The 25,527-nt window shown below is 66.6% G+C and carries 27 protein-coding genes, 1 tRNA gene and 2 rRNA genes; 24 read left to right on the top strand and 6 right to left on the bottom strand.

Annotation, left to right across the window (positions count from 1 at the left end):
- From AC14A7_RS04885 to recN, 8 genes are all read left to right on the top strand, one after another.
- Window positions 1-2,181: ribosomal RNA gene (locus AC14A7_RS04885) — 23S ribosomal RNA — on the top strand; the annotation flags it as partial.
- A 190-nt stretch (window positions 2,182-2,371) separates the two neighbouring features.
- A 5S ribosomal RNA gene (rrf, locus tag AC14A7_RS04880) occupies window positions 2,372-2,488 on the top strand.
- Window positions 2,489-2,586: 98 nt separating this feature from the next.
- Window positions 2,587-3,654 carry a hypothetical protein gene (locus tag AC14A7_RS04875; protein ID WP_484006782.1) on the top strand — a complete coding sequence of 356 codons (1,068 nt, stop codon included), beginning with the start codon at window positions 2,587-2,589 and terminating at the stop codon, window positions 3,652-3,654.
- A complete protein-coding gene (locus tag AC14A7_RS04870; RefSeq protein WP_484006781.1) occupies window positions 3,632-4,645 on the top strand; it encodes an HAD-IIA family hydrolase in 1,014 nt (337 codons plus the stop codon). The genes AC14A7_RS04875 and AC14A7_RS04870 overlap by 23 nt, the downstream gene beginning before the upstream one ends.
- A gap of 2 nt (window positions 4,646-4,647) precedes the next feature.
- The gene (locus tag AC14A7_RS04865; RefSeq protein ID WP_484006779.1) at window positions 4,648-4,821 is read left to right on the top strand and encodes a hypothetical protein; all 174 of its coding nucleotides are present in this window, start codon (window positions 4,648-4,650) and stop codon (window positions 4,819-4,821) included.
- A gap of 17 nt (window positions 4,822-4,838) precedes the next feature.
- Window positions 4,839-5,627 carry a TlyA family RNA methyltransferase gene (locus tag AC14A7_RS04860; RefSeq protein WP_484006777.1) on the top strand — a complete coding sequence of 263 codons (789 nt, stop codon included), beginning with the start codon at window positions 4,839-4,841 and terminating at the stop codon, window positions 5,625-5,627.
- Window positions 5,628-5,666: 39 nt separating this feature from the next.
- Window positions 5,667-6,593, top strand: a complete 927-nt coding sequence (locus AC14A7_RS04855; protein WP_484006775.1) for an NAD kinase — start codon at window positions 5,667-5,669, stop codon at window positions 6,591-6,593.
- Complete coding sequence (recN, locus tag AC14A7_RS04850; protein ID WP_484006784.1) at window positions 6,590-8,287, top strand: DNA repair protein RecN; 1,698 nt, start codon at window positions 6,590-6,592, stop codon at window positions 8,285-8,287. Before AC14A7_RS04855 ends, recN begins: the two co-directional genes overlap by 4 nt.
- A gap of 8 nt (window positions 8,288-8,295) precedes the next feature.
- On the opposite strand, the gene AC14A7_RS04845 is transcribed toward recN, so the two are convergent.
- Together AC14A7_RS04845 and AC14A7_RS04840 are read right to left on the bottom strand one after the other, a co-directional pair.
- On the bottom strand, window positions 8,296-8,730 hold the full coding sequence (locus AC14A7_RS04845; protein ID WP_484006774.1) for a MarR family winged helix-turn-helix transcriptional regulator: 435 nt from the start codon (window positions 8,728-8,730) through the stop codon (window positions 8,296-8,298).
- Window positions 8,727-9,170, bottom strand: a complete 444-nt coding sequence (locus AC14A7_RS04840) for an SRPBCC family protein (RefSeq protein ID WP_484006772.1) — start codon at window positions 9,168-9,170, stop codon at window positions 8,727-8,729. The genes AC14A7_RS04845 and AC14A7_RS04840 overlap by 4 nt, the downstream gene beginning before the upstream one ends.
- A gap of 91 nt (window positions 9,171-9,261) precedes the next feature.
- On the opposite strand from AC14A7_RS04840, the gene AC14A7_RS04835 reads away from it, so the two are divergent.
- The 12 genes from AC14A7_RS04835 to AC14A7_RS04780 are packed head-to-tail and all read left to right on the top strand — an operon-like array spanning window position 9,262 to window position 21,034.
- Window positions 9,262-10,962 (top strand): CTP synthase, encoded by a 1,701-nt coding sequence (locus AC14A7_RS04835; RefSeq protein ID WP_484006770.1) that lies wholly within the window; start codon window positions 9,262-9,264, stop codon window positions 10,960-10,962.
- Window positions 10,955-11,587 (top strand): NUDIX domain-containing protein, encoded by a 633-nt coding sequence (locus tag AC14A7_RS04830; RefSeq protein ID WP_484006768.1) that lies wholly within the window; start codon window positions 10,955-10,957, stop codon window positions 11,585-11,587. The genes AC14A7_RS04835 and AC14A7_RS04830 overlap by 8 nt, the downstream gene beginning before the upstream one ends.
- Window positions 11,588-11,610: 23 nt before the next feature.
- Window positions 11,611-13,239 carry an outer membrane protein assembly factor BamB family protein gene (locus AC14A7_RS04825; protein WP_484006766.1) on the top strand — a complete coding sequence of 543 codons (1,629 nt, stop codon included), beginning with the start codon at window positions 11,611-11,613 and terminating at the stop codon, window positions 13,237-13,239.
- Between the two features lie 13 nt (window positions 13,240-13,252).
- Window positions 13,253-14,155 carry a site-specific tyrosine recombinase XerD gene (gene xerD, locus AC14A7_RS04820; RefSeq protein ID WP_484006764.1) on the top strand — a complete coding sequence of 301 codons (903 nt, stop codon included), beginning with the start codon at window positions 13,253-13,255 and terminating at the stop codon, window positions 14,153-14,155.
- A 32-nt stretch (window positions 14,156-14,187) separates the two neighbouring features.
- Window positions 14,188-15,069, top strand: a complete 882-nt coding sequence (locus AC14A7_RS04815) for a ParA family protein (RefSeq protein ID WP_484006762.1) — start codon at window positions 14,188-14,190, stop codon at window positions 15,067-15,069.
- Entirely contained in the window at window positions 15,053-15,868 is an 816-nt protein-coding gene (locus tag AC14A7_RS04810; protein ID WP_484006760.1) for a segregation and condensation protein A, read from the top strand. The genes AC14A7_RS04815 and AC14A7_RS04810 overlap by 17 nt, the downstream gene beginning before the upstream one ends.
- Before the next feature lie 7 nt (window positions 15,869-15,875).
- A complete protein-coding gene (gene scpB / locus AC14A7_RS04805) occupies window positions 15,876-16,442 on the top strand; it encodes an SMC-Scp complex subunit ScpB (RefSeq protein ID WP_484006758.1) in 567 nt (188 codons plus the stop codon).
- Window positions 16,426-17,214, top strand: coding sequence for a pseudouridine synthase (locus AC14A7_RS04800; protein WP_484006756.1), 789 nt, complete (start codon window positions 16,426-16,428; stop codon window positions 17,212-17,214). The genes scpB and AC14A7_RS04800 overlap by 17 nt, the downstream gene beginning before the upstream one ends.
- Window positions 17,211-18,302 carry a prephenate dehydrogenase gene (locus AC14A7_RS04795; protein WP_484006754.1) on the top strand — a complete coding sequence of 364 codons (1,092 nt, stop codon included), beginning with the start codon at window positions 17,211-17,213 and terminating at the stop codon, window positions 18,300-18,302. Before AC14A7_RS04800 ends, AC14A7_RS04795 begins: the two co-directional genes overlap by 4 nt.
- Entirely contained in the window at window positions 18,299-18,961 is a 663-nt protein-coding gene (cmk, locus tag AC14A7_RS04790) for a (d)CMP kinase (protein WP_484006752.1), read from the top strand. Before AC14A7_RS04795 ends, cmk begins: the two co-directional genes overlap by 4 nt.
- 10 nt (window positions 18,962-18,971) lie before the next feature.
- Window positions 18,972-20,480 carry a ribosome biogenesis GTPase Der gene (gene der / locus AC14A7_RS04785; RefSeq protein ID WP_484006750.1) on the top strand — a complete coding sequence of 503 codons (1,509 nt, stop codon included), beginning with the start codon at window positions 18,972-18,974 and terminating at the stop codon, window positions 20,478-20,480.
- Window positions 20,480-21,034 (top strand): MOSC domain-containing protein, encoded by a 555-nt coding sequence (locus AC14A7_RS04780; protein WP_484006748.1) that lies wholly within the window; start codon window positions 20,480-20,482, stop codon window positions 21,032-21,034. Before der ends, AC14A7_RS04780 begins: the two co-directional genes overlap by 1 nt.
- Here the strand turns inward: AC14A7_RS04780 and AC14A7_RS04775 are convergent, their stop codons facing one another.
- On the bottom strand, window positions 21,035-21,508 hold the full coding sequence (locus tag AC14A7_RS04775) for an SRPBCC family protein (protein ID WP_484006747.1): 474 nt from the start codon (window positions 21,506-21,508) through the stop codon (window positions 21,035-21,037). It abuts the gene before it with no gap.
- 90 nt (window positions 21,509-21,598) lie between these two features.
- Here AC14A7_RS04775 and AC14A7_RS04770 point away from each other — a divergent pair, with 90 nt between their 5' ends.
- From AC14A7_RS04770 to AC14A7_RS04760, 3 genes are all read left to right on the top strand, one after another.
- Window positions 21,599-22,081, top strand: a complete 483-nt coding sequence (locus AC14A7_RS04770; RefSeq protein WP_484006745.1) for an NUDIX hydrolase — start codon at window positions 21,599-21,601, stop codon at window positions 22,079-22,081.
- Between the two features lie 65 nt (window positions 22,082-22,146).
- Window positions 22,147-22,220: transfer RNA gene (locus AC14A7_RS04765), tRNA-Pro, on the top strand.
- Between the two features lie 233 nt (window positions 22,221-22,453).
- Window positions 22,454-22,852, top strand: coding sequence for a VOC family protein (locus AC14A7_RS04760; RefSeq protein ID WP_484006744.1), 399 nt, complete (start codon window positions 22,454-22,456; stop codon window positions 22,850-22,852).
- A 2-nt stretch (window positions 22,853-22,854) separates the two neighbouring features.
- Here the strand turns inward: AC14A7_RS04760 and AC14A7_RS04755 are convergent, their stop codons facing one another.
- The 3 genes from AC14A7_RS04755 to AC14A7_RS04745 are packed head-to-tail and all read right to left on the bottom strand — an operon-like array spanning window position 22,855 to window position 24,799.
- Window positions 22,855-24,093: a M15 family metallopeptidase gene (locus AC14A7_RS04755; RefSeq protein ID WP_484006743.1), complete on the bottom strand. Its 1,239-nt coding sequence runs from the start codon at window positions 24,091-24,093 to the stop codon at window positions 22,855-22,857.
- Window positions 24,094-24,122: 29 nt separating this feature from the next.
- Entirely contained in the window at window positions 24,123-24,440 is a 318-nt protein-coding gene (locus tag AC14A7_RS04750; protein ID WP_484006742.1) for a DUF7882 family protein, read from the bottom strand.
- A gap of 2 nt (window positions 24,441-24,442) precedes the next feature.
- Window positions 24,443-24,799, bottom strand: a complete 357-nt coding sequence (locus AC14A7_RS04745) for a hypothetical protein (RefSeq protein ID WP_484006741.1) — start codon at window positions 24,797-24,799, stop codon at window positions 24,443-24,445.
- A gap of 117 nt (window positions 24,800-24,916) precedes the next feature.
- Between AC14A7_RS04745 and AC14A7_RS04740 the strand changes: the two genes are divergently transcribed.
- Window positions 24,917-25,527, top strand: a 611-nt coding sequence (locus AC14A7_RS04740) for a diacylglycerol/lipid kinase family protein (protein ID WP_484006740.1), incomplete at its 3' end; no start/stop codon positions are given.

Genomic DNA, 25,527 nt, shown 5'->3' with positions numbered 1-25,527 from the left:
GCCGGAGGTAGAGCTACTGGATGGCCGATGGGCCTCAACAGGTTACTGACGTCAGCCAAACTCCGAATGCCGGTGAGTGAGAGCGCAGCAGGGAGACGGTGGGGGATAAGCTTCATCGTCGAGAGGGAAACAACCCAGACTACCAACTAAGGTCCCAAAGCGTGTGCTAAGTGGGAAAGGATGTGGAGTTGCAGAGACAACCAGGAGGTTGGCTTAGAAGCAGCCACCCTTGAAAGAGTGCGTAATAGCTCACTGGTCAAGTGATTCCGCGCCGACAATGTAACGGGGCTCAAGCACACCACCGAAGTTGTAGATTTCGTATAGTAGCCCGGCCCACTTGTGGGTCCAGGCGTACGGAGTGGTAGGAGAGCGTCGTGTGGCGAGTGAAGCGGCGGTGTAAACCAGCCGTGGACGCCACACGAGTGAGAATGCAGGCATGAGTAGCGAAAGACGGGTGAGAAACCCGTCCTCCGAAAGACCAAGGGTTCCAGGGCCAGGTTAATCCGCCCTGGGTAAGTCGGGACCTAAGGCGAGGCCGACAGGCGTAGTCGATGGACAACGGGTTGATATTCCCGTACTGACGAAGAACCGCCCAAGCTAATCCAGTAGTGCTAAGAGTCCTAATCCGGATGACGGATCCCTTCGGGGTGAAGCGTCCGGCCTAACGCTCGACCCCATGCTGGTGCGGTTAGCGTATTAACAGGTGTGACGCAGGAAGGTAGCCGTACCGGGCGATGGTTGTCCCGGTGTAAGGACGTAGGGCGAGAGATAGGCAAATCCGTCTCTCACATAGCCTGAGATCTGATGCATAGCCCTCACGGGCGAATTCGGTGATCCTATGCTGCCAAGAAAAGCATCGACGCGAGGTTCAAGTCACCCGTACCCCAAACCGACTCAGGTGGGTAGGTAGAGAATACCAAGGAGATCGAGAGAATCATGGTTAAGGAACTCGGCAAAATGCCCCCGTAACTTCGGGAGAAGGGGGGCCTGAGGCGTGACGGAATTTACTTCCCGAGCGTTTGAAGGCCGCAGAGACCAGTGGGAAGCGACTGTTTACTAAAAACACAGGTCCGTGCTAAGTCGCAAGACGATGTATACGGACTGACGCCTGCCCGGTGCTGGAAGGTTAAGAGGAACGGTTAGCCGCAAGGCGAAGCTGAGAATTTAAGCCCCAGTAAACGGCGGTGGTAACTATAACCATCCTAAGGTAGCGAAATTCCTTGTCGGGTAAGTTCCGACCTGCACGAATGGCGTAACGACTTCCCAGCTGTCTCAACCGTGAACTCGGCGAAATTGCACTACGAGTAAAGATGCTCGTTACGCGCAGAAGGACGGAAAGACCCCGTGACCTTTACTATAGCTTTGTATTGGTGTTCGGTGTGGCTTGTGTAGGATAGGTGGGAGACTGTGAAGCTTGGACGCTAGTTCAGGTGGAGTCATCGTTGAAATACCACTCTGGTCGTATTGGATACCTAACTTCGAACCGTGATCCGGTTCAGGGACAGTGCCTGGTGGGTAGTTTAACTGGGGCGGTTGCCTCCCAAAAAGTAACGGAGGCGCCCAAAGGTTCCCTCAACCTGGTTGGCAATCAGGTGGCGAGTGTAAGTGCACAAGGGAGCTTGACTGTGAGACTGACAGGTCGAGCAGGGACGAAAGTCGGGACTAGTGATCCGGCAGTGGCTTGTGGAAGCGCTGTCGCTCAACGGATAAAAGGTACCTCGGGGATAACAGGCTGATCTTGCCCAAGAGTCCATATCGACGGCATGGTTTGGCACCTCGATGTCGGCTCGTCGCATCCTGGGGCTGGAGTAGGTCCCAAGGGTTGGGCTGTTCGCCCATTAAAGCGGTACGCGAGCTGGGTTTAGAACGTCGTGAGACAGTTCGGTCCCTATCCTCTGCGCGCGCAGGAAATTTGAGAAGAGCTATCCCTAGTACGAGAGGACCGGGATGGACGAACCTCTGGTGTGTCAGTTGTTCCGCCAGGAGCACCGCTGATTAGCTACGTTCGGAACGGATAACCGCTGAAAGCATCTAAGCGGGAAGCCGGCTTCAAGATGAGATTTCCATGGCTTAGGCCGAGAGACTCCCAGCTAGACTACTGGGTTGATAGGCTGGATGTGGAAGTGGGGACTAAAGACCCATGGAGCTGACCAGTACTAATAAGTCGATAAATTGATAACACTTCCGTCCCGTTCTGCTTAGGCAGACAGAGACAAATGAGTTGTGCTTGCGTCCACTTTGTGGTTCCTGATCTACGGTCGGGAACCGCGAACAACCCTTCAGACGGTTGTTCCCACCATGAGCGAAAGCTTGTGATGGGCCCATCGTCTGGAGCGTGTTGTCCGCGAAACGATTGATAAATCAATAGTGTTTCGGCGGCCATAGCGAGAGGGAAACGCCCGGTTACATTCCGAACCCGGAAGCTAAGACTCTCTGCGCCGATGGTACTGCAAGGGGGACCTTGTGGGAGAGTAGGACACCGCCGGACTTCTTTGTAAAGTGGCCACCCACTGCTGTTGAAAAACAGCAGCTGGGTGGTCATTTTGCTTTAACAAGTCACATTTTCGAAGGTCTACAGGAGTCATCGTGAGCGATTCAGGTGAGCGCGGACGGCGCTTCGACGGGCAGCGGCCCGAGGGACAGCGCCCAGGCGGGAGCAACCCTGGCGGACGGCGTCCTCAGGGGGATCGCCCCGCATCCGGTCGTCCGTCTTCTGGTCGACCAGCGGATGGCGCGCCGGCAGGCGACCGAGGCTCCAAGCCGCAGCGCGGTGGCCGCCCCGACCGCGCGGGCGCAACCGATGAGAAGCGCCTCTGGACCAAGGGCGGGGCTCCCGCTCGCGGGGATCGCAGCGCGGCCGACCGCGAGGTGCCAGAGGATCGCGACCCCTTCAACATCCGGTCTGTTCGGGCGCAGTTCGATGCCCCCGAGATTCCCGACGACGTCAAGGACTCCGACCTCGACCGGATTGCTCGCAACGAGCTCAAGACCCTCGAGAAGGAGAACGCCGAGGGTGTTGCAAAGCACCTGGTGATGGCGGCTCGGCTGATCGAGGAGGATCCAGAGCTCGCACACCGGCATGCCGTCGCTGCATCCCGACGAGCGGGTCGCATCGGCGTCGTTCGCGAGACGCTCGCTATCACCGCGTATGCCACGGGGGACTTCGCCCTCGCGCTCCGCGAACTTCGCACATTCCGCCGAATCACCGGCCGCGACGACCACCTGCCGATGATGGTGGACTCCGAGCGCGGTGTCGGCCGCCCAGATAAGGCTCTGGAGCTCGGCCGATCTGTGCCGCGTGCCTCGCTGGCCGTGCCGGTGCAGGTCGAGCTCGCCATCGCCATGTCAGGAGCACGACTCGACCTTGGACAGCTGGATTCCGCACTGACCGAGCTGGAGATCCCGCAGCTCGATCCCACGAAGGCCTTCAGCTATAGCCCCGCGTTGTTCGACGCCTATGCCGCCGTGCTGGAGGAGCTCGGCCGTCAGGACGAGGCGGAGGAGTGGTACGCGCGCGCCGAGGCCGCGCAGGACGCGCTCGACGACGCCGATGACGACGCGGAGGACACCGTTGAGGTGTACGAAGAGGAGCTCGGCGATGCCGACTCCTCCGAGGCGGTTTCGAGCGAAAGTGCTGGTGAGGACGCTGAGTAGCGACGCTCTGCTCTCCGGGTTCGACACCATCCTTGCCGACCTCGACGGAGTCGTCTATGCCGGGGCAGACGCGATCCCGTTCGCGGTGGAGGCGCTGAATTCCGCCTCTGCTCGAGGGATTCGCGTCGGCTACATCACGAACAACGCCTCGAGGACTGCCGACTCGGTAGCAGAGCACCTGTCTGGGCTCGGCCTCACCGTCGGCGCCGACGACGTCGTGACCTCTCCGCAAGCGGCGATGACGCTGCTCGCCGGCCTGGTTCCCGCGGGGTCGACGATCCTGGTCGTTGGCGGTGACGGGCTGACCCATGAGCTGGAGAAGGCCGGGTTCGTCGTCACGCGCTCCGCTCTCGACCAACCAGCTGCCGTTATCCAGGGATTCGCACCAGAGGTCGGCTGGGTGCACCTCGCCGAGGCCTCGTTCGCGCTGCACACCGGAATTCCCTGGGTGGCGACGAACACCGATTGGACCATCCCGCAGGCGCGCGGCACGGCGCCGGGCAATGGCACGCTCGTCTCAGCCGTGCACACGGCTGTCGGCCGGCTTCCCGTGGTGGCTGGCAAACCGGAGCCTGCGATGTTCCACCTGGCGGTCGAGCGGTTCTCCGCGTCGAAGGCGCTTGTCATCGGCGACCGGCTCGACACCGACATCCTCGGGGCCAATCGCGCCGGACTCGCGTCGGTGCTGGTGCTTACGGGAATCGACGGGCCAAAGCAGGTGCTCGCCGCAGAGAAGGACCAGCGACCCACCTTCATCGTCGACGATCTCCGCCAGCTGGCCGAGCCGTATCCGGAGACCGTCACGACGACACAGGGCTCGGCCACTCTCACTCGTGTCGGCGCTGCCGTTGTTCGTCGAGACGGAGAGCAGGTGACGGTGGATGCGACAGGGGAGAGCCGGATCGACCTCCTCCGCGCCGGCTGCGCTGCCATCTGGAACTCCGGCGTCGGCATCTACGGGCTCCGCGTCGCGCCTGAACTATATTCGTGAGCATGAGTGATTCCGAGCAGACGACCGACGTCGATGTCACCGGCGCCGACTCTGACGGCCTCCTGTCACGCCTTCGCCTCATCGAAGACCAGCCGCTCGAGTCGCGCGCCGTCGCTTTCGCGCAGCTGCACGAGGAGCTGCAGTCGGCCCTCGAGGGCTCTGACCAGCGCTCCTGATCCACGGCGCTCCTGACATGTACCGACTGGATGCCACGATGGCCGACCGTGGACTCGTGCGATCGCGGACGCAGGCGGCGAGACTCATCGCCGCAGGACTCGTCACCGTCGACGGGCAGCCCGTCGTGAAGCCCGCGACGCTCGTGGGGGAGACCCAGTACATCGAGATCGCCGAGCTCGACCACTATGTGAGCCGGGCGGCGCACAAGCTCATCGCGGCACTCGACGGTTTCCCCGTGACCGTCGACGGGCGTCTCGTGATCGACGTCGGTGCGTCGACCGGCGGGTTCACCCAGGTGCTGCTGGAGCGCGGGGCGCGGCGGGTCATCGCGCTCGACGTCGGGCACGGGCAGCTTGCCGAGCCCGTGCGATCCGACCCCCGCGTGGTGGTGGTCGAGGGCTTCAATGCGCGGTCGATGACGGCGGAGTCACTGGCCGCCTCATCCGGTCTCGAGGAGGTGCCGAGCGTGCTCGTCGCCGACCTGTCCTTCATCTCGCTGCCGATTGTGCTGCCGGCGCTCGTGGCGACGCTCGGCGCGGATGCCGACTACATTGTGCTGGTCAAGCCGCAGTTCGAGGTTGGCCGCACGGGCATCCGCGAGGGCGTTGTGCGCTCCGCGCCGCTGCGGGGAGACGCCGTGATGAACGTGCTCTGGGCCGCCTGGGATCTCGGGCTCGGCACGGCGGGCATCCTCCCCTCCCCAATTGCCGGAACCTCGGGAAACCGTGAGTATCTCGCATGGCTGAGCGCCGCCTCCGGCGTCAATCCGACAGAATGGGTACAGCGGGTCACTGACCTGCAGTAGCTCGACCTCGCCGCAGTCTCCAGCCTCGAAGGGGCGCTCTTGACCGACCGACACATCCTCGTCGTCGCGCATACCGGCCGGCAGGACTCGCTCGACGCTGCCGTCGAGGTGTGCCGTCGGCTCATCGACGCGGGCGTCACTCCCGTGGTGTCGCGCGACGATCTCGACGACATCCTCGCGGTCTCGCCTGGCCTCGGCCCCACGAGCATCTTGGGCGAGTCGGTGCAGATCGGCGACATCGAGATCGTCGTCGTGCTCGGGGGAGACGGCACCATACTGCGGGCGGCCGAGCTGACCAGAGGCTGCTCAGCGCCACTCCTCGGAGTCAACCTCGGTCACGTCGGCTTCCTCGCAGAGAGCGAGAGGGAAGACCTCGCCGAGACGATCACGCGAGTGCTTGCCCGCGACTATCTCGTCGAGGAGCGCATGACGATCAACGTGCGCGTGAAGGTCGACGCGGAGGTCGTCTTCGAGACCTGGGCCCTCAACGAGGCCAGTGTCGAGAAGGCGAGCCGGGAGCGGGTGCTCGAGGTGGTCATCGAGGTCGACGGCCGACCGCTGTCGTCGTTCGGCTGCGACGGAGTCGTCATGGCGACGCCGACCGGGTCAACCGCCTACGCGTTCAGTGGCGGGGGTCCGGTCGTCTGGCCGAGCGTCGATGCCCTGCTCCTCGTGCCGCTGAGCGCGCACGCCCTGTTCGCGCGACCCCTTGTCGTCGGGCCGAACTCTGCGCTTGCCGTCGAACTGCTCATGCGCACACAGGCCTCCGGCGTGCTCTCCTGCGATGGTCGCCGCACATTCGACCTGCCCGCCGGCTCGCGCGTCGTCGCCCGGCGCTCGCCGACCCCGGTGCGACTTGCACGACTGACGCAGGGTCCGTTCACCGACCGGCTGGTCAACAAGTTCAACCTCTCAGTGTCTGGATGGCGCGGCCCGGCCGCAGACGAGACGCCGCGGTCGACATGATCGAGGAGATCTGGATCCGCTCGCTCGGTGTCATCGGCGAGGCACGGCTGCCGCTCGGCCCCGGCTTCACCGCTATCACGGGCGAGACCGGCGCTGGCAAGACGATGGTGGTCACTGCCCTCGGACTTCTGCTCGGCGAGCGCTCTGACGCGTCCGTCATCCGTTCCGGCAGCCATCAGGCCGTGGTGGAGGGGCGCTGGCTCATCGACCCGGCCGGCGCGGTTGCCGAGCGAGTGCGGGACGCCGGAGGAGACCTCGACGGCCCAGAGCTGATCCTCGGCCGCTCCGTGTCGCCAGAGGGCCGCAGCAGGGCAATCGTCGGCGGCCGCACGGCACCTGTCGGTGTGCTCAACGAGATCGGCCAGCAGTTGGTGGTCGTGCACGGCCAGTCCGACCAGGTGCGACTGCGCTCTGCCACCGCACAGCGCGACGCACTCGACCGCTTCGCCGGTGCGGAGCTCGCCACCGTGCTTGCCGACTACCAAGACGTGTACCGGCGCTGGCAGACGGCGCAGGGCGAGCTCGACGTGCTCGTGGCAGAGCAGAGCGCGCGCAGCCGCGAGGCCGACGAGCTGCGCGTGGCCATGACCGAGATCGAGGCCGCGACCCCGCTGCGCGGAGAGGATGCCGAGCTCGCGGAGAAGGCCGATCGCCTCACCAACCTCGAAGACCTGCGCGTTGCCGCCACACAGTCTCACGAGCTGCTGTCGTCGCAGAGCGGCGACGACATCGGTGATGTCCTCGCGCTGCTCGACTCGGCCCGGCGCTCTCTCGAGCGTGTCTCCGGCCACGACGCGTCCCTTGCGCCGATCGTCGAGTCGCTCGCGGCCGCCACGATTGCCGTCAGCGAGATCTCGGCCGAGCTCTCGAGCTACATCGGCAATCTCGACGCCGACGGCGGCAGGGAGCTGGAGGCCGTTCAGGATCGCCGGGCGCAGCTCACCCAGCTCACCCGCAAGTACGGCGCCACCCTCGACGACGTGATCGACTACCTCGAGAGCGGCAGCGGTCGCCTGCTCGAGCTCGACAACGACTCCGATCGAATCGATGCACTGCGCGCCGAGGTCGATGCCGACCGCGAGCGGCTCATGGCCCTCGCCGAGAAGCTCACCGAGATTCGTCGCTCTGCTGCCGAACGGCTGAGCGCGGGAGTCACCGACGAGCTTGCCGCCCTCGCGATGCCCAACGCGCGTCTCGTCGTCGAGGTCAGCGATCGTCCGGACTACGCCCAGAGCGGCAAGGACCAGGTGGCGATCCTGCTGCAGCCGCACCCCGGGTCTGATCCGCTGCCGTTGTCGAAGGGCGGTTCCGGGGGAGAGCTCTCGCGCGTCATGCTCGCCATCGAGGTGGTCATCGCTGCCAACGACCCGATTCCCACCTTCGTGTTCGACGAGGTGGATGCCGGTGTCGGCGGAGCGAGCGCCATCGAGATCGGCCGTCGCCTCTCGATCCTCAGCCAGACCGCCCAGGTCATCGTCGTCACCCACCTCGCGCAGGTCGCCGCCTTCGCGACCAACCACCTCCGTGTGCTCAAAGACAGCGATGGGGAGGTTACCGCGAGCAGCGTGGAGCAGCTCACGGGTGACGAGCGGGTCTACGAGATGGCACGGCTGCTCTCCGGGCTCTCCGACTCGGAGTCGGGACTCGCGCACGCGCGCGAACTGCTCGACGTCGCGCACTTCTCCGCGAGCTAGCCGCGGCACTACCGCACGAGGCTTCGCAGCTGCGCCGTGAATCCGCGCCGATCGTCGAGCACTCCGAAGAACTCCCGGTCGCAGCGCTCCACCTCGCGCACTGCCCTGTTGGCCAGCGCGCGACCAGGCGCCGTGACAGCGAGCACCCGCGCTCGCCCATCGGTCGGGTGGGGGGTGCGGGTGACGAGCCCTTTCGCCTCGAGCGCTCGCAGCACCTGGGAGGTCATCATGGGGTCAGTGCCCGCGTGGGAGGCCAGCTCTGCCTGTGAAACCGACTCGTCATCCATGTAGGCGAGCGAGGCAAGCAGCACGAACTGCACGTGCGTGATCTCGAACGGCTTGAGCGCGGCCCGCTGCGCGGCCTGCCACGCGTTGGTGACCCGCCAGAGTGCTAGGCCCGTGCTCTCGTCAGCCGAGGCGAACTCGGTGTCGAGGCCGGTCATCCGCGGGCAGTGGAGTCGGCCGTCTCGAGCTCGACGATCGCGATGAGGCGATCGAGGTCGGCCGGCGCAGACTCGGCGAATCCGCCGCCCATGATGCGGGCCCAGAGGCCCGAGAGCGGTCCGGTGATCTCGACGCGGATGTCGAGTCGCGTGCCATCTGGCGTCTCGGTTGCGAGGTGCTGGAAGACGAGGCGGGCACCGGGTAGTCGGCTCGTGTCGGTGTACTCCCGGTTCGTCTCGAGCGCGCTGATGGTGAAGCGGACCTTCGGGCCACCGGCTGGCTTGAGCGTGCCGGTGGTACCGAGCGCGACCGGGGCGTCGAGCGACACCCACTCGGTGTCTGGGCTCCACGATGCCCAGGTGGTGTGGTCGATCCACCGCGCGAAGAAGGCGGAGGCGGGGGCGGACGAGGTGGCGGAGGCTGTAGCGAGGATTGTCATGCAAGTAGTATGCGCGCATATTAAATAACTGTCAAACACGGCCATGCGCGCCGCAGCAGAACAGCACCGCGGAACGTTAGGATTGAACCCCGTGGTGGATAACTCTGAGCGGACCGTAACCAAGCACATCTTCGTCACGGGAGGTGTTGTCTCCTCCCTCGGCAAGGGCCTCACGGCCGCCAGTCTCGGCAACCTCCTCACTGCCCGTGGCCTCTACGTCGTCATGCAGAAGCTCGACCCGTATCTCAACGTCGACCCTGGCACGATGAACCCCTTCCAGCACGGCGAGGTCTTCGTGACCGACGACGGGGCAGAGACAGACCTCGACATCGGCCACTACGAGCGATTCCTCGACATCAACCTCAGTCAGGCTGCCAACGTCACGACGGGGCAGATCTACTCCGACGTCATCGCCAAGGAGCGCCGAGGAGAGTACCTCGGCGACACGGTGCAGGTGATCCCGCACATCACCGACGAGATCAAGCGCCGGATGCGACTGCAGGCGACCGGTCCGTTCAGCGCGGAGAACCCGCAGCCCGACGTCATCATCACCGAGATCGGCGGAACGGTCGGCGATATCGAGAGCCAGCCGTTCATCGAGTCCGCTCGCCAGGTGCGCCACGAGCTCGGTCGCAAGAACGTCTTCTTCGCGCATGTCTCGCTCGTGCCGTTCATGAACGCCTCCGGCGAGCAGAAGACCAAGCCGACGCAGCACTCGGTCGCAACCCTTCGCTCCATCGGAATCCAGCCGGATGCCCTCGTGCTGCGCAGCGATCGACCGGTCTCCGAGTCCAACAAGCGCAAGATCGCGCTCATGTGCGATGTCGATGAGGACGCCGTTGTCAACGCGGTCGACGTGCAGAGCATCTACGACATCCCGACCATGCTCCACGAGCAGGGACTCGATGCCTACATCATCGACAAGCTCGGCCTCGAGACAGAGGACGTGAACTGGGACGGCTGGAGCGAATTGCTCGCCACCGTGCACGACCCGAAGCACGAGGTGACGATCGGCCTTGTCGGCAAGTACATCGACCTGCCCGATGCCTACCTGTCGGTGACCGAGGCGCTTAAGGCCGGCGGTTTCGCCAACCAGGCGAAGGTCTCGATCCGCTGGATCGCCTCCGACACCTGCGAGACCCCAGAGGGCGCCGCCAAGCAGCTCGCCGATGTCGACGGCATCTGCGTTCCCGGCGGCTTCGGCGTGCGCGGCATCGAGGGCAAGCTCGGCGCGCTGCGATTCGCCAGGGAGAACGGAATTCCAACGCTCGGCCTGTGTCTCGGCTTGCAGTGCATGGTCATCGAGTACGCACGCGACGTGGTCGGGCTGCTTGATGCGTCCAGCTCCGAGTTCGACCCTGACACCACGCACCCCGTGATCGCGACGATGGCGGAGCAGGTGGAGATCATCGCGGGCGGAGACCTCGGCGGCACGATGCGCCTCGGACTCTACGAGGCCTCCCTCGCATCCGGATCTATCGTCGAGGAGGTCTACGGCTCCTCCACCATCGCCGAGCGCCACCGTCACCGCTACGAGGTGAACAACGCGTACCGCGGGCAGATCGCCGACGCCGGTCTCGTGTTCTCCGGCATCAACCCTGAGCACGACCTGGTCGAGTTCGTCGAGCTTCCCCGGGATGTGCATCCGTACTACGTGGGAACCCAGGCCCACCCAGAGCTGCGCTCGCGGCCGAACCACGCCCACCCGCTGTTCCGCGGTCTCATCACCGCCTCCCTCGAGCGGCAGGCCGCAAGCAGGCTCTTCGAGGTGCCAGAGCCCGCCGATGCCTGAGATCGCGGTGATCGCCGACGAGCACTCCCACGTCGACATCCTCGACAGTGAGGTGGCGTTCACCGGTCGGGTGCACTCGGTGGTGCGCGAGACCTTCGACTACAACGGCGAGCCGATCATGCGGGAGTTCATCCGGCACCCCGGCGCCGTCGCCGTGCTGGTGCTCGACGATGACGACAACGTGCTGGTTATCCAGCAGTATCGACACCCCATCAGGGCGCGCGACTGGGAGCTGCCGGCCGGACTGCTGGATGTGATCGACGAGTCGCTGCTCGATGCCGCCAAGCGGGAACTGGCGGAGGAGGTCGACCTTCTCGCACAGGACTGGTTCGATCTCGCCGACGTCCACACCTCGCCCGGCGGATCGAACGAGTTCGCGCGGGTGTTCCTCGCTCGGGGCATCGAGGCGACCGACGAGGCATTCGCCCGGGAGGCAGAGGAAGTCGACATCGTGATCCGCTGGGTGCCACTGGATGACGTGGTCGCTGCCATCGCGGCCGGCCGGGTGCGCAACTCGCTTCTCATCATCGGCGCCCTTGCCGCTTTCGCGGCGCGCGCAGCCGGATGGACGACACTGAGGATCGCCGACGAGACCGACGTCTCGCCGCTCGCCGAGTCGGACTAGAGCCGCATGCCAGGAGGCGAAGCATGACCAAGCCCGATGAGGCCGCCGGAGTCGTGCGGTCGGTGCCGCTTCGACTCATCGTGGTCGCCGCAGCGGTCGTCGTGCTTGTCGTCGTGGTCGCGGCCCTCGTGCTGCCGCGACTGCTCTCGTCAGGAGCTGGGGCGAGCCTGCCGGACGTCGCAGACATCCCCCGGGAGCCGCGAACCACGTGGACCTTCGACTGGGTCGGTGAGGCGAACCCGGAGTTTCTCGACGATGCCCCGCGCATTGCCGCCGTCGGAGACGATCGCGCGCTCGTCTGGGCCCGCTTCGACGCGCACGCCTTCGCCGAGAGCCAGGGGGACTCCGCCGCATGGTACGAGGGCTACGACGAGCAGTACGCGCAGGGGTATGAGGCCGGACTCGAGTACGAGATCGCCTACGAGCGGTGGATCGACGACACGACCTTCTCTGCGCCGCGTCCTCGAGACGAGGACTTCTACCCGGCCGGCGCATACGGCAACTTCGACGAGTGGCTCGGCTTCGACGACGGCTTCTGGGACGCCCGCCTCGGCGAGCCGGAGGGTTTCTCGAAGAAGCAGGAGCCCGTTGCTCCCGACTACTCACCAACCCTGACGCTGCTCGACACCTCGACCGGGTCGGCGGTGTGGACAATCGACCTCTCCGAGGTCATCGAGGGCGTCGACTACAGCTCGACGTTCTATGCCCTCGATGTTCCGGGCTCTGATGTGGTTGCCGTCTCGGCGAGCCGGGCGGCAGACCGGGTCACGACCTACTCCGTCGTAACGCTCGACAAGGCCGATGGATCGCGGGTGTCGGAGCTCGAATCGGATGGCGTCATCGGCATCCAGCCCTTCGACGGCGACCTTGTCGTCACGACCACGGGGTCGGATGGCGAGGACACCATGGTGTCGCGATTCGAGCCGACATCGCTCGGCTCCGAGCCTGTGTGGCGGGAGCGGGGCCCAGATTCGTCGAACGGTGCGACCCTGAGCCGCCTCGGCGCTGACTATCTTCGTGTGCTCGGCGACGACGGGGGGATCGTCCTCGAAGGAGGCAGCGGCGAGGAGGCCGACTTCGGCGGCGACCTCGACGTCGGTGTCGACTACGCCTTCGCTGGCGACCGGCTGGTGCGCATTGAGCGCTCCGACGACTCCACACGGGTCGAGGGGTGGCGCACGACGGGCGAGTCGGCGTGGAGCGACGCCGCCGATGCCGACTACGCGCGGGTCGTTGACGGGATGGTGCTCACAGCAGACGCCGACGGCGACTCGTACTCCGGACTGACGGCGATCGACCCGTCGACCGGCGAACCGCTCTGGACAGATGCGTGGGACGGCGGATTCGACGGCGTCTACGCGGTGCGCAACGGCTCCGTACTCGTCATGAGCGGATCCCGGCTGGAGGTGCTCGACGCGGCAACCGGTGCGGCTCGCTTCTCGCAGAGGCTCGGCGACCTCGTCGGCCTCTATGAGGGCTCCCAGTCGTTCTATGTGGCGACGGGTGACACGCTCACGGCCTACGACTACGCCTCGAAGGGCGGACGCTGGTCGATCGAGCTGGCCGATGACGAGACCGTGACCGTCGTCGGCCGCACCCTCGGGGTCATCGAGCAGGATGAGGGAACCCTGCGAGGGCTGGCGCCACGATGAGCAGGACGGCGCGATGAGCGGCGTCTCCGCCGACGCGCGGGCATACCTCCGCCAGCTCGCGATCGAGCGAGGACTGTCGAAGAACACGACCGACGCCTACGAGCGCGACCTCGCCCGCTACGGCGCGTATCTCGCCGCCGCTGGCGTTGGGGAGTCGGCCGACATCCGCCGGGAGCACGTGGCTGGCTATCTCGCGGCCCTGCTCTCCGATGGCGGGCTTCGGCCGAGCTCTGCCTCGCGCATGCTCTCGAGTGTTCGCGGTTTTCACCGGTTCCTGCTCGACGAGGGGCGCGTGGCGGCCGATGTCGCCGCGGAGGTGACACCGCCCAAGCTCGCCATGAGTCTGCCGAAGGCCATCACGATCGACCAGATGGGCTCCGTGCTTGCCGCGACAGACGGAGACGACCCGCAGGCGATCCGCGACAAGGCGCTGCTCGAGCTGCTCTACGCCACGGGAGCGCGAATCTCGGAGGCCGTCGCCCTCAACGTGGACGACGTCATCGACGGGGATGTCGTTCGGCTGTTCGGCAAGGGCGGCAAGCAGCGCATCGTGCCGGTGGGCAGCTACGCCCGCGCCGCCATCCAGAACTACCTCGTGCGGGTGCGGCCGGAGTTCGCCACGCGTACGCGCGACCCGGCCGCCCTCTTCCTCGGAATCCGGGGGCAGCGGATGTCGCGCCAGAACGCCTGGATCGTCATCAGGGCGGCGGCGGAGCGCGCGGAGCTCGGGCTGGAGATCTCGCCGCACACCTTCCGGCACTCGTTCGCGACCCACCTGCTCGCTGGCGGAGCCGACGTTCGCGTCGTGCAGGAGCTGCTCGGCCACGCCTCCGTCTCGACCACCCAGATCTACACGCTCGTCACGGCCGACGCGCTCCGCGACATGTATGTCACGGCGCACCCGCGTGCCCGCTGAGCCCTGCCGGGGAGCGCGGCTACAATTGCCAGATGACCGGCTTCGACGACCAGCAGCTGCCTGGATTCGACGACGCGCTGCTGGGACCGACCGGGCGTCCGGTCACGGTGTTCCCGCGTCCGAAGCCCCTCGCCGCCCACGGCCCGGCCCGCATCATCTCGCTCTCGAACCAGAAGGGCGGGGTCGGAAAGACGACGACCGCCATCAATCTGGCCGCGGCGCTTGCCGAGTACGGCCGCAAGGTGCTCGCGGTCGACTTCGACCCGCAGGGTGCGCTCTCTGCCGGGCTCGGGGTGCGCAGTCACGACGTGCCGACGATCTACGAGCTCATGCTCGGAACGGTGAAAGACCCGAACGAGGCCATCGTGCAGACGGCCTTCGAGAACCTCGACGTCATCCCGGCGAACATCGACCTCTCGGCCTCTGAGGTTCACCTGATCAACGAGGTCGCGCGCGAGTACATCCTGGCGCGCATCCTCGCGAAGGTCAGCGACCAGTACGACATCATCCTCATCGACTGCCAGCCCTCGCTCGGGCTCCTCACGGTCAACGCGCTGACGGCCGCGCACGGCGTTCTGATTCCCCTCGAGTGCGAGTTCTTCGCGCTGCGCGGCGTCGCTCTGCTGATCGAGACCATCGAGAAGGTCAAGGACAGGCTCAACCCGGCGATCGAGCTCGACGGAATCCTCGCCACGATGTACGACTCCCGCACGCTGCACTCACGCGAGGTGCTCGAGCGGGTCGTCGAGACCTTCGGCGACAACGTGCTCGAGACCGTCATCGGCCGAACCGTCAAGTTTCCCGATGCCAACGTCGCGGGGGCGCCGATCACCCACTTCGCCCCTGAGCACGCGGCCGCCGAGGCGTATCGGCAGCTCGCCAGAGAATTGATCGCGCGTGGCGCAGCCGCGTGAGGCAGAGGCCGTCGAGCAGCAGCCGGGTTTTCACGTCAGCCTGAGCAACTTCGACGGCCCGTTCGACCTGCTGCTCTCGCTCATCGCCAAGCACGATCTCGACATCACCGAGGTCGCCCTCTCTGTCATCACCGGCGAGTTCATCTCCTACCTCCGCGGTCTCGACACAGAGGAGGAGCTCGATCAGGCAACCGAGTTCCTCGTGGTCGCGGCGACGCTGCTCGATCTCAAGGTCGCCGGTCTCCTGCCGCAGGGCGAGCTCGTCGACGCGGAGGATGTCGCGCTTCTCGAAGCACGCGACCTGCTCTTCGCCCGCCTGCTGCAGTACCGCGCATTCAAGGAGGCTGCCCAGTGGTTCTCCGGCAGCCTCGACGCAGAGTCGACGCGGCATGTGCGATCGGTGCGACTGGAGGAGAAGTACCGCACCCAGGTTCCAGAGCTGCTCTGGACGGTCAGTGTCGACGACTTCGCCGCGATCGCGCTTCTCGCCTTCGCTCCGCGCGAGATCCCCATGGTCGGCCTCGACCACCTCCACGCCCCCCTCGTGAGCATCAGGGAGCAGGCAGCACATGTCGTGGCGATGCTGCGCAACGGCGAGACGATGACGTTCCGCCAGCTTGTCGCCGGTGCCGACCTCAAGGGCGTGGTCATTGCCAGGTTCCTCGCCGTGCTCGAGCTCTACCGCCACGCGGCGATATCGTTCGAGCAGCTGGAGCCGCTCGGCGAGCTCAGTCTGCGCTGGACAGCAGACCAGTGGTCAGAGGACAGCCTCGCCAACCTCGGAGCCGACTATGGATAGGCAGAGCATGGACAACGAGACAACGACGCTGGAGCGCACCCTCGAGGCGATCCTCATGGTCGCCGACGAGCCGCAGAGCCTCGTCTCCCTTGCGACGGCACTCAGCGCCCCCGTTCCCGCCGTGCGCCAGTCGATCGAGCGACTCGTCGACGACTTCGACGGTGCCGACGGCGGGGTGCGTCGCGGCTTCGAGCTGCGCGAGGTCGGTGGCGGGTGGCGCATCTACGTGCGCGCAGAGCACGATGAGATCGTCAAGGACTTCGTGCTGACGCAGAATCCGACCAAGCTCAGCCAGGCCGCGCTCGAGACGCTCGCAGTGATCGCCTACAAGCAGCCGATCAGCCGCGGGGCCATCGCGTCCATCCGGGCCGTCAACGTCGACTCTGTCGTTCGCACGCTCCTCGGTCGCGGACTCATCACCGAGGCGTTCACCGACAGCGAGACGGGCGCCATCCACTACGCAACGACCGAGGTGCTTCTCGCACAGCTCGGCATCAACTCGATCGAGGAGCTGCCGCACATCTCGCCGCTGCTTTCCGACGGATCGGAAGGCTTCGATGACGGACGCAACTGACATCACGGGCGGCAACCCAGAGGGGGAGCGCCTGCAGAAGGTCATGGCGGCAGCGGGCGTGGCCAGCCGCCGCGTGTGCGAGGACCTGATCGCGGCAGGGCGCGTTGCCGTCAACGGGGTCCGCGTCGAGGAGGCGGGCCGGCGGGTGCTGCCAACGGACCGCATCACGGTCGACGGCACCGCCATCCAGACGGACACCAGCAAGCGCTACCTCATGCTCAACAAGCCGGTCGGGGTCTTCTCGTCGCTGCAGGACGAACGCGGCCGGCGCGATCTGCGCGAGTTCACCGAGCTGTACGAGGAGCGGCTGTTCAACGTCGGGCGGCTGGATGCCGAGACGAGCGGCCTGCTCATCCTCACCAACGACGGCGAACTCGCCCACGTGCTCGCCCACCCGTCGTTCGGCGTGTTCAAGACCTACATCGCGAAGGTGCGCGGTGCCGTGACCCCCCAGGTCATCGCACGGCTCACCAAGGGCGTCGAGCTGGAGGACGGCCCGATCGCCGCCGACAAGGCGCGACTGCTCGGATCACCGCAGGGCGGCGAGTCGATGGTCGAGATCACGCTGCACTCCGGTCGCAACCGCATCGTGCGGCGCATGCTCGACGAGGTCGGCCACCCCGTCATCGAGCTCGTGCGGCGTCAGTTCGGGCCACTGCACCTCGGCAGCCTGCCATCCGGCGGCATCAGAGACCTCACGAAGGCAGAGCTCGGCGAGCTGCTGACCATCAGCCGTGAGGCACGTCCCGACCTCGCCGGAGACGCGGAGTGAGCGCGGCACGCGTGCACGGACAGGTGCGCGTCGTCGGCGCTGGCCTCCTCGGGGCGAGCGTCGGGCTTGCGCTCGTCGCCAAGGGCGTCGACGTGATCCTGTTCGACGCGTCGAAGGCCAGCCTCCGTCTTGCCATTGACTACGGAGCAGGCCGCGCCGCGGCATCCGGTGACTCCCCGTCTCTCATCGTTGTCGCGGTTCCCCCCGACGACACGGCGCGAGTCGTCGCTGACGAGCTCGCCACCTGGCCAGACGCGCTCGTCACCGATGTCGCCAGCGTCAAGACGGCGATCCTCGACGAGCTGAAGGATGCCGGATCCGACACCACGCGCTACCTCGGCTCGCACCCCATGGCCGGTCGCGAACGCGGCGGACCGGTCAATGCCCGTGCCGACCTGTTTCTCGGCCGCCCCTGGGTCATCTGCCCGCACGAGCATTCCACTGCGAGCCAGCAGCGCGCCCTCGAAGACCTCGCACTCGACCTCGGAGCGGTTCCCGTGACGATGTCGCCGGCTGAGCACGACGCGAGCGTTGCGCTCGTCTCGCACGCGCCGCAGATCGTCGCCTCGCTGCTGGCCAAGCAGCTGCAGCCGGCCGCCGACGCGGCGGTCGGGCTCACGGGCCAGGGCCTGCGCGACACGACCCGTATCGCCGCGAGTGATCCCGCGCTGTGGGTGCAGATCCTCGGGGCCAATGCCCCCGCCGTCTCCACCGTGCTGAGCGCGTACCGTGACGACCTCGACGCCGTCATCGCGGCGCTCGCCGCACCCGATGCGCAGGGCTCGCGTCGCGCGCTCGCCGAGGCGATCGCCGCGGGCAACGCGGGAGTCGCGCGCCTGCCGGGCAAGCACGGCTCGGCCGGTCACTTCAGCACCCTCGTGGTCATGGTCTCCGACGTGCCGGGGGAGCTCGCCCGGCTGCTTACCGAGATCGGCGAACTCGGCGTCAATATGGAAGACCTGCGCCTCGAGCACTCGCCAGGGGCGCAGTTCGGCCTCGCCGAGATCGCTGTACTGCCGACGGCAGAGAAGCGCCTCGTCGCCGAACTCGAGGCGCGGGGCTGGAAGATCGCAGGAGAGAAGGCATGACCCATTTCGTGACAGCCATCGACGGGCCAGCCGGCTCCGGCAAGTCGAGCGTGAGCAAGGCTGCGGCTGCCGCTCTCGGCTTCGACTACCTCGACACCGGTGCGGCCTACCGTGGGCTCGCCTGGAGCGTGCTCGACCGCGGGGTCGACGCAGAGGACGCCGGTGCGGTGCTCGGCTCCCTCGACGACTTCGACTACTCGATCGCAACCGACCCGGCCGACTACTGGGTGCGCGTCGGCGAGCATGACGTGACATCGGCGATCCGCGAGCCGCGAGTGACCGCCGTCGTCAGCGCGATAGCCCGCGTGCCAGAGGTGCGCACCTACCTCGTCGGGCTGTTCCGCGACATCATCGCGGCCTCCACGGCACCCGGCATGGTCGTCGAGGGGCGCGACATCACGACCGTCGTGGCACCGGATGCCGCCGTGCGTATTCTGCTCACAGCCACGGAAGAAGCTAGAATGGCTAGGCGTTCTGCCGAGGTCACCACGGAATCGGCCGCGAAGACCGCGCAGCAGCTCAGCTCGCGCGATGCCCAGGACTCCCAGGTCGTCGACTTCATGAATGCCGCAGACGGTGTCATAACCGTCGACTCGACCGAACTCGACTTCGAGCAGACCGTGAATGCGGTCGTATCGCTCATTCGCAGCACCCAGTAAAGAGGACACCATGCCCGACAACGACGACTTCCCAGAACTCGACAGCGGGCTGGTCGAGCGCATCACGTCGCTCGATGACGACGCAGCAGCGCAGCGCGCGGCATCTCTTCGAGCCGGCCTCGCCGACTACGACCTCGACGAGGAGGACCTCGGGCTGCTCGACCTCGCCAGCGAGGACCCGAACGCGATCACCTACCTGCCCGCGCTTCCCGTGCTGGCGATCGTCGGTCGCCCGAACGTCGGCAAGTCGGCCCTGGTGAACCGCATCATCGGTCGCCGCGAGGCCGTCGTCGAGGACACCCCCGGCGTCACCCGCGACCGCGTCAACTACAAGGGCGAGTGGAACAACCGCAAGTTCACCATCGTCGACACCGGCGGGTGGGAGCCGGATGCCAAGGGCATCAACGCCTCGGTCGCCGCCCAGGCAGAGGTCGCCATCGACCTCGCCGACGCCGTGCTGTTCGTCGTCGACGCCACGGTCGGAGCCACGTCGACCGACGAGCACGTCGTTCGCCTGCTGCGCTCGACCAAGAAGCCCGTCATCCTCGTCGCCAACAAGGTCGACGATGTGCGCCAGGAGCCGGAGGCCGCAGCACTGTGGTCGCTCGGACTCGGCGAGCCGTGGCCCGTATCCGCTGTGCACGGCCGCGGCGTTGCCGACCTCCTCGACAAGGTGCTGACCATCCTCCCCGAGGTCTCCGCTGTCGCCAAGGAGGAGGTGGGCGGCCCGCGTCGCGTCGCCATCCTCGGTCGCCCGAACGTCGGCAAGTCGAGCCTGCTCAACAAGACCGCGGGCGAGGAGCGCGTCGTCGTCAACGAGATGGCGGGCACCACCCGCGACCCGGTCGACGAGCAGGTGGAGATCGCCGGCAAGTTCTGGCGCTTCGTCGACACCGCCGGCATCCGTCGTCGCGTGCACCTCTCGCAGGGCGCCGACTTCTACGCAACGCTGCGCACGACCGCCGCACTCGAGAAGGCGGAGGTGGCCGTCGTGCTGCTCGACGTCACCGAGCCCATCTCGAACCAGGACCTCAAGATCGTCGACCTCGTGCTCGAGTCTGGTCGCGCACTCGTGCTCGCGTTCAACAAGTGGGACCTCCTCGACGATGAGCGCCGCCTCATGCTCGAGCGCGAGATCGAGCAGGACCTCAGCCACGTCGACTGGGCTCCCCGCGTCAACATCTCGGCGAAGACCGGCCGCCACATGGAGAAGCTGGTTCCCGCCCTCGAGACGGCGCTCGCCTCGTGGGACACCCGCATCCCGACCGGCAAGTTCAACGCCCTGCTCGCCGAGCTCGTCGCAGAGCACCCGCACCCGCTGCGCGGAGGCAAGCAGCCACGCATCCTGTTCGGAACGCAGGCGGCGAGTCGCCCGCCGACGTTCGTTCTCTTCACCACGGGCTTCCTCGACCCGCAGTATCGTCGATTCATCACGCGCCGTCTGCGCGAGATCTTCGGATTCGAGGGAACGCCGATCAACGTGAACATGCGAGTGCGAGAGAAGCGGGAGCGCAAGTAGTGGCCACGGTGCTCGCGGTTTGCGTCGTGGGGCACCTGCGCCGCGACTCCGGGTACTTCGGTGTGACCGCGATCGACAAGCGGCCCTCTGACGGCGCGGTCAAGGTGACGAAGTACGGGCTCCGCGGCGACGTACAGGCCGACCGCAAGCACCATGGGGGGCCAGACAAGGCCCTGTACGCCTACTCGCAGTCCGACGCCGACTTCTGGGGCGCTGAGCTCGGTCGTGAGCTGCCCGCCGGCTGGTTCGGCGAGAACCTCCGCATCGACGGAATGGATGTCAACGCCGCCCACATCGGCGAGCGCTGGCGAATCGGCGACCAGGTCGAGGTCGAGGTGACTATGCCGCGCACTCCGTGCCAGACCTTCGCCCGCTGGGTCGGCGGAGCCAACGAACGCGGATGGGTCAAGCGCTTCAGCGACGAGCGTCGCCTCGGCCCGTACCTTCGTGTCACGCGCACCGGCAGCATCCGCGCGGGGGACGCGATCACCGTCGTGCACGTGCCTGAGGGAGCGCCGACGGTGATCGACGTCTACCGGTACCCGGGCGAGTGACTAGCGCCCGGTAGCGTCATCCGACCGCGGCACATCGCCGCGCCAGGCGCCCGACTCGAAGCCGTTGGCCTCGATGAGCTCCTTGAACTTCTTGAGGTCGCGCGCGATCTGCAGGTCGTCGATGCCGAGAACGGCGCCCGCGTGCTCGATGAAGCCCTCCGGCTGCCAGTCGAGCTGCACCGTCACGCGCGTCTCGTCGTCAGCCAACCGGTGGAACGTGACGACGCCGGCGTGCGAGGTGCCGTCGGTGCTCTGCCAGGCGACCCGCTCATCCGGGTGCTGTTCCGTGATGGTGGCGTCGAATTCGCGCTCGACTCCGCCGACCTTGACCTTCCAGTGTGTGTGGGTGTCGTCCGCCTGGGTGACCGACTCGATCCCGCTCAGAAACTGCGGGAACGACTCGAACTGCGTCCACTGGTTGTACGCGGTTGTGATGGGCACGTCGACGTCAACGGACTTTGTGATTGTTGTCATGTTTCGACGCTACGCTTCGAACCAGCGGCACTCTTGGCACACTGAGGTGACTCCCAGCGGCTGCACCGGAGACATGGATGGAGGCTCGTGATGCAAGGCCCTCCGCCGCTTCCTCCCTACGCGCGCCGCGATCCGGGTGATGCCTGGGTGTTCGGACCCAACGGCGAGAAGTTCTGGGGCCTCTACGGCGCAGCGGGGCTCCTCGTGTGGCATCGCGGCAGCGGAATCCTGCTGCAGCACCGTGTGGGGTGGAGCCACTTCGGCGGCACCTGGGGCCTTCCGGGTGGAGCCCGCAACAAGGGGGAGAGTGCCGTCGACGGTGCCCTCCGCGAGGCGAGCGAGGAGGCGGGCGTTCCGCGCGCACTCGTGACAGAGCTCTTCACCAGCGTTCTCGACCTCGGGTACTGGTCGTACACGACCGTGGTCGTCGAGGCCAGCGAGGCCTTCGAGCCGGTGATCGGGGATGCCGAGAGCGAGGAACTGCGCTGGGTGCCTCTCGAGGCGGTCGACTCCCTGCCCCTGCACCCCGGTTTCGCGGCGAGCTGGCCAGAGCTGCGGCCCCGGCTGCGCTGAGCCCGTTCTGGCTGCGCTAAGCTTTTCGAGGTTCGTTTCGCTTCTTCGGAAGCACGGACAAGTCACGGGCTGTGGCGCAGCTTGGTAGCGCACTTGACTGGGGGTCAAGGGGTCGCAGGTTCAAATCCTGTCAGCCCGACTCAAGTAAACGAGGCCGTCCCGAAAGGGGCGGCCTCGCTTGCTTGATGGCGGTCTTATCAGGCGGGGTCCCCGCCGCGCCGGTTCCGGCGTATTGCGCCTGCTGCACGCTCGCGGCCGCGAAGAACCGCGCAATAGGACGGCCGTGCCGGTGGGGCGCAGCCCGACTCAGTAGACCCAGCCCGCGAAGCGGTCCCCGTAGCTGTCGAGCGGTTCCCTTCGTAGACTGCCGCGATGACCGTCTTCGACCACCTCGGCATCACCGTTGAGAACGTGGCCCGCTCGATGCCGCAGTTCGACGCCGTGCTGCAGGCCCTCGGATTCGACCGCACCGACGCGGAGAACTCGGTGTCGTGGTACCGCGAGGGGGAGACAGAGTTCATCCTGATGCCGGCGCGCGAGCCGGGAACCGGACCCCACATCCACGGCCATGTCGGCTGGCAGCACCTCGCCTTCGCGATGGACTCACCGGCAGAGGTCGATCGCGTCCACGCGATCGCGGTCGAGGCGGGCTGGATGCCGGTGCGCGATCCCAAGCCGTACCCGCGCTTCTCAGAGCGCTACTACGCGGCGTTTCTCGAGGAGGAGAACGGCATCCGCATCGAGTTCATGTACAACCCGCCGCACGACTAGACCTACTCGTACGACGACGTGATCCCCAGGTACTCCTCGACCGTCAGCCCGCTGTCGTGCAGCTTCGTTGCCGTCTCGACGCCGACGTAGCGGATGTGCCACGGCTCCCACTTGTATCCGGTCACATCCTCCTTGCCCTGCGGGTAGCGCACGATGAAGCCGTACTCGTGGCCGTGCTCTGCGACCCAGATGCCGGCGGGCTGGCCGCCGAATGCCTCGGAGATGCTGTTGAGGTCGAAGGCGAGTCCGGTCTGGTGCTCGCTGTGGCCCGGGCGCGCAGAGTAGCGGTCGGCCTCCGCCTTGCCGTCGTTGGCGACGTACTTGTTGTAGAGCCCGGTCTGGGTCGCATACGAGCGGAAGCCGCTCGAGATGAAGAGGTTGTTGCCCTCGGCTGCCGCAGCCGCCTTCATCGTCGCGAAGGCCGACTGGGTCTCTGCGGTGAGCCCGTTGCCGTAGTCGCTGGGCAGCGCGTAGGTCTTGTTGGCCACGAGGATGCCGCGGATGATCGTGGGCTCGCTTGCCTCGCCGGCGGCGCGCGCCGCGGTCTCTGCGGATGCGATGCCGGCCGTCCACGCGTCCTGGTAGGCCGTGAGGAGGGCGAGGGGATCGGCCCCGTCGGCGGGAGAGGCGAGCGCGTCGACGGCCGCGCTGTATGCCGCCACCGTCTCGGCGGAGGCGAGTGCGGGCAGCGCATCTGTCGTGCCGGTGGTGTGCGCCGAGGCGACCACGGCATCCATCGCGGTATCGACCGCGGATACGGCGTCAGCGACCTGCTGCGCCTGCGTCTCGTAGGCGGCAGCGGCCGCCTCGATCGCCGGGATCTGCGCCCGGAGGGCCGCCGCGGCCGTGACGCGCTGCTCTCGGCCGGCGGGTGCATCGGGGATAGCCACCTCGGCGAGCTCTGGAACCCCGGTCGACGAGAGCGCGGCGAGCGGCTCTGCCGCGGCACGCACCGCGGCGATGGTCGAGACGTCGGCCACGTAGGCGGGGCCGATGGAGTCGGCGAGAGTCGTCGCCGATGCGCTCGTCGCGCTCGCGGTCGTCAGCTGGGCAACGACCGACTCTCGAGCCTGCTGCGCCGACGACTGTGCTGCGAGAAGGTCATCGGATGCCGCGGTGTAGGCACCGAGCGAGTCGGTCTCCGGCTTGACCACGAGGAAGAAGACGGCGACGGCCGCGATCGCGAGCGCGACGACGCCAGCGACGACGGGGATGAGCACACGGCGGGGGAGTCTGTTCACCCCACAACGCTAGCGCCCCGGTGCAGGGGTCAGGCGCTCGGCGGGGCGTCCTTCGGCTCCGGGGTGACCCGCAGCCCCGCTGGGCTGTTTGCGAGCCGAACGAGCTCCTCGACCCACGCCCGGTTGAGCTGCGGCTCCTTGCTGCCGAGGAAGTCGAACTGCAGCGGGATCGTCGGGTGGATCCAGATCGAGCTGTGGCCGCTGCCAGCGGCAGCCGAGTACTCCCACGAGAACGTGAAGCTCTCGCCGCGACGCACCTTCGAGAGGATGACGATCTTGAGGTGCGCGAGCACCCGGTCGTCGAAGTCGACCGCGATCGACGGCGTGCCGTATATGAACTTGCCCATGATTACTGCCCCAGTCCGTCGTCGATGTCGCTCATGATCTCGTTGACCTCTGCCGCCGTGCGCTGGGCATCGGGTGTGGTCTCGACCGCTCCGACGATGCCCACCTGCGGCATCTCCGGTATCGGAAACTTCTGCTGCTCGTCCTCCTCGCTCATGCCCCCGACGTCGGCGACGACGAACTGGCTCGCGGGGCTCAGCAGCACCGTGTGCACTGCCGTGTCGCCGTTGTCGAGGAGCACCGTGACGTCGACGGTGACGGCGTTCTCTGCATCGGCCACGGCAGTCGTGTAGTCGAGCAGCGCGGATGTGATGGCGTTGCTGGTGACGATCGAGCCGCCACTGTAGGTAATCCGCTTCATGGTCGAAGCGTAGTGACACAACATGCGAGTTCGTCGGTCACCGCCGGGCCGAGGCGGGAAGCGAACCCCGGTGTCAACCCCCCCGCCCTTCCCAGCCAGCCTCCCTAGGCTCGACCCATGACCTCCTCCCGCACGGCCGCTGTGATCTACAACCCGATCAAGGTGGAGGTGGAGGATCTGCGCGAGGCGATCGCCGCCGAACCGGGAGCCGAGGGCTGGCAGGTGATCTGGCTAGAGACGACAGAGGACGACCCGGGCACTGGCCAGGCGACCGAGGCGCTCGCGAAGGGCGCGTCCATGGTCATTGCCGTCGGCGGCGACGGAACGGTGCGAACGGTCTCCGAGGTGGTGAGAACGTCCAAGGATGCCGCCGTCGCCCTCCTGCCCAGTGGCACCGGCAACCTCCTTGCCCGCAACCTCGACCTCACGCTCGATGACATGGCCCACTCGATCCACACCGCGTTCACCGGAGCCATCCGCGAGGTGGACGTCGCGCGCATCGGCATCCGCCGGGCCGACCGGTCGATCGACGAGCACGCCTTCCTTGTCATGGCCGGAGCCGGACTCGACGCCCAGATCATGAACAACACCGACCCGGAGTTGAAGAAGAAGGTCGGATGGCTCGCCTACGCCAGAGCACTCGTGACCTCGCTGCGCGACTCGTCGGCGCTTCGGGTCGGACACCAGCTCGATGGAGGGCGTCGGCACAGCGACCGGGCGACCGCCAT

Source organism: Conyzicola sp., assembly GCF_057073975.1.
The sequence above is the reverse complement of the archived record's forward strand: the minus strand, read 5'-3'. Positions and strand labels throughout refer to the sequence as shown.

Coding starts and splice junctions, on each gene's coding strand:
- AC14A7_RS04865 (WP_484006779.1), top strand. CDS start 4,648: ATGAGTGATTCCGAGCAGACGACCGACGTCGATGTCACCGGCGCCGAC.
- AC14A7_RS04860 (WP_484006777.1), top strand. CDS start 4,839: ATGTACCGACTGGATGCCACGATGGCCGACCGTGGACTCGTGCGATCG.
- recN (WP_484006784.1), top strand. CDS start 6,590: ATGATCGAGGAGATCTGGATCCGCTCGCTCGGTGTCATCGGCGAGGCA.
- AC14A7_RS04845 (WP_484006774.1), bottom strand. CDS start 8,730: ATGACCGGCCTCGACACCGAGTTCGCCTCGGCTGACGAGAGCACGGGC.
- AC14A7_RS04840 (WP_484006772.1), bottom strand. CDS start 9,170: ATGACAATCCTCGCTACAGCCTCCGCCACCTCGTCCGCCCCCGCCTCC.
- AC14A7_RS04830 (WP_484006768.1), top strand. CDS start 10,955: ATGCCTGAGATCGCGGTGATCGCCGACGAGCACTCCCACGTCGACATC.
- AC14A7_RS04825 (WP_484006766.1), top strand. CDS start 11,611: ATGACCAAGCCCGATGAGGCCGCCGGAGTCGTGCGGTCGGTGCCGCTT.
- xerD (WP_484006764.1), top strand. CDS start 13,253: ATGAGCGGCGTCTCCGCCGACGCGCGGGCATACCTCCGCCAGCTCGCG.
- AC14A7_RS04815 (WP_484006762.1), top strand. CDS start 14,188: ATGACCGGCTTCGACGACCAGCAGCTGCCTGGATTCGACGACGCGCTG.
- scpB (WP_484006758.1), top strand. CDS start 15,876: ATGGACAACGAGACAACGACGCTGGAGCGCACCCTCGAGGCGATCCTC.
- AC14A7_RS04800 (WP_484006756.1), top strand. CDS start 16,426: ATGACGGACGCAACTGACATCACGGGCGGCAACCCAGAGGGGGAGCGC.
- cmk (WP_484006752.1), top strand. CDS start 18,299: ATGACCCATTTCGTGACAGCCATCGACGGGCCAGCCGGCTCCGGCAAG.
- der (WP_484006750.1), top strand. CDS start 18,972: ATGCCCGACAACGACGACTTCCCAGAACTCGACAGCGGGCTGGTCGAG.
- AC14A7_RS04775 (WP_484006747.1), bottom strand. CDS start 21,508: ATGACAACAATCACAAAGTCCGTTGACGTCGACGTGCCCATCACAACC.
- AC14A7_RS04770 (WP_484006745.1), top strand. CDS start 21,599: ATGCAAGGCCCTCCGCCGCTTCCTCCCTACGCGCGCCGCGATCCGGGT.
- AC14A7_RS04760 (WP_484006744.1), top strand. CDS start 22,454: ATGACCGTCTTCGACCACCTCGGCATCACCGTTGAGAACGTGGCCCGC.
- AC14A7_RS04750 (WP_484006742.1), bottom strand. CDS start 24,440: ATGGGCAAGTTCATATACGGCACGCCGTCGATCGCGGTCGACTTCGAC.
- AC14A7_RS04745 (WP_484006741.1), bottom strand. CDS start 24,799: ATGAAGCGGATTACCTACAGTGGCGGCTCGATCGTCACCAGCAACGCC.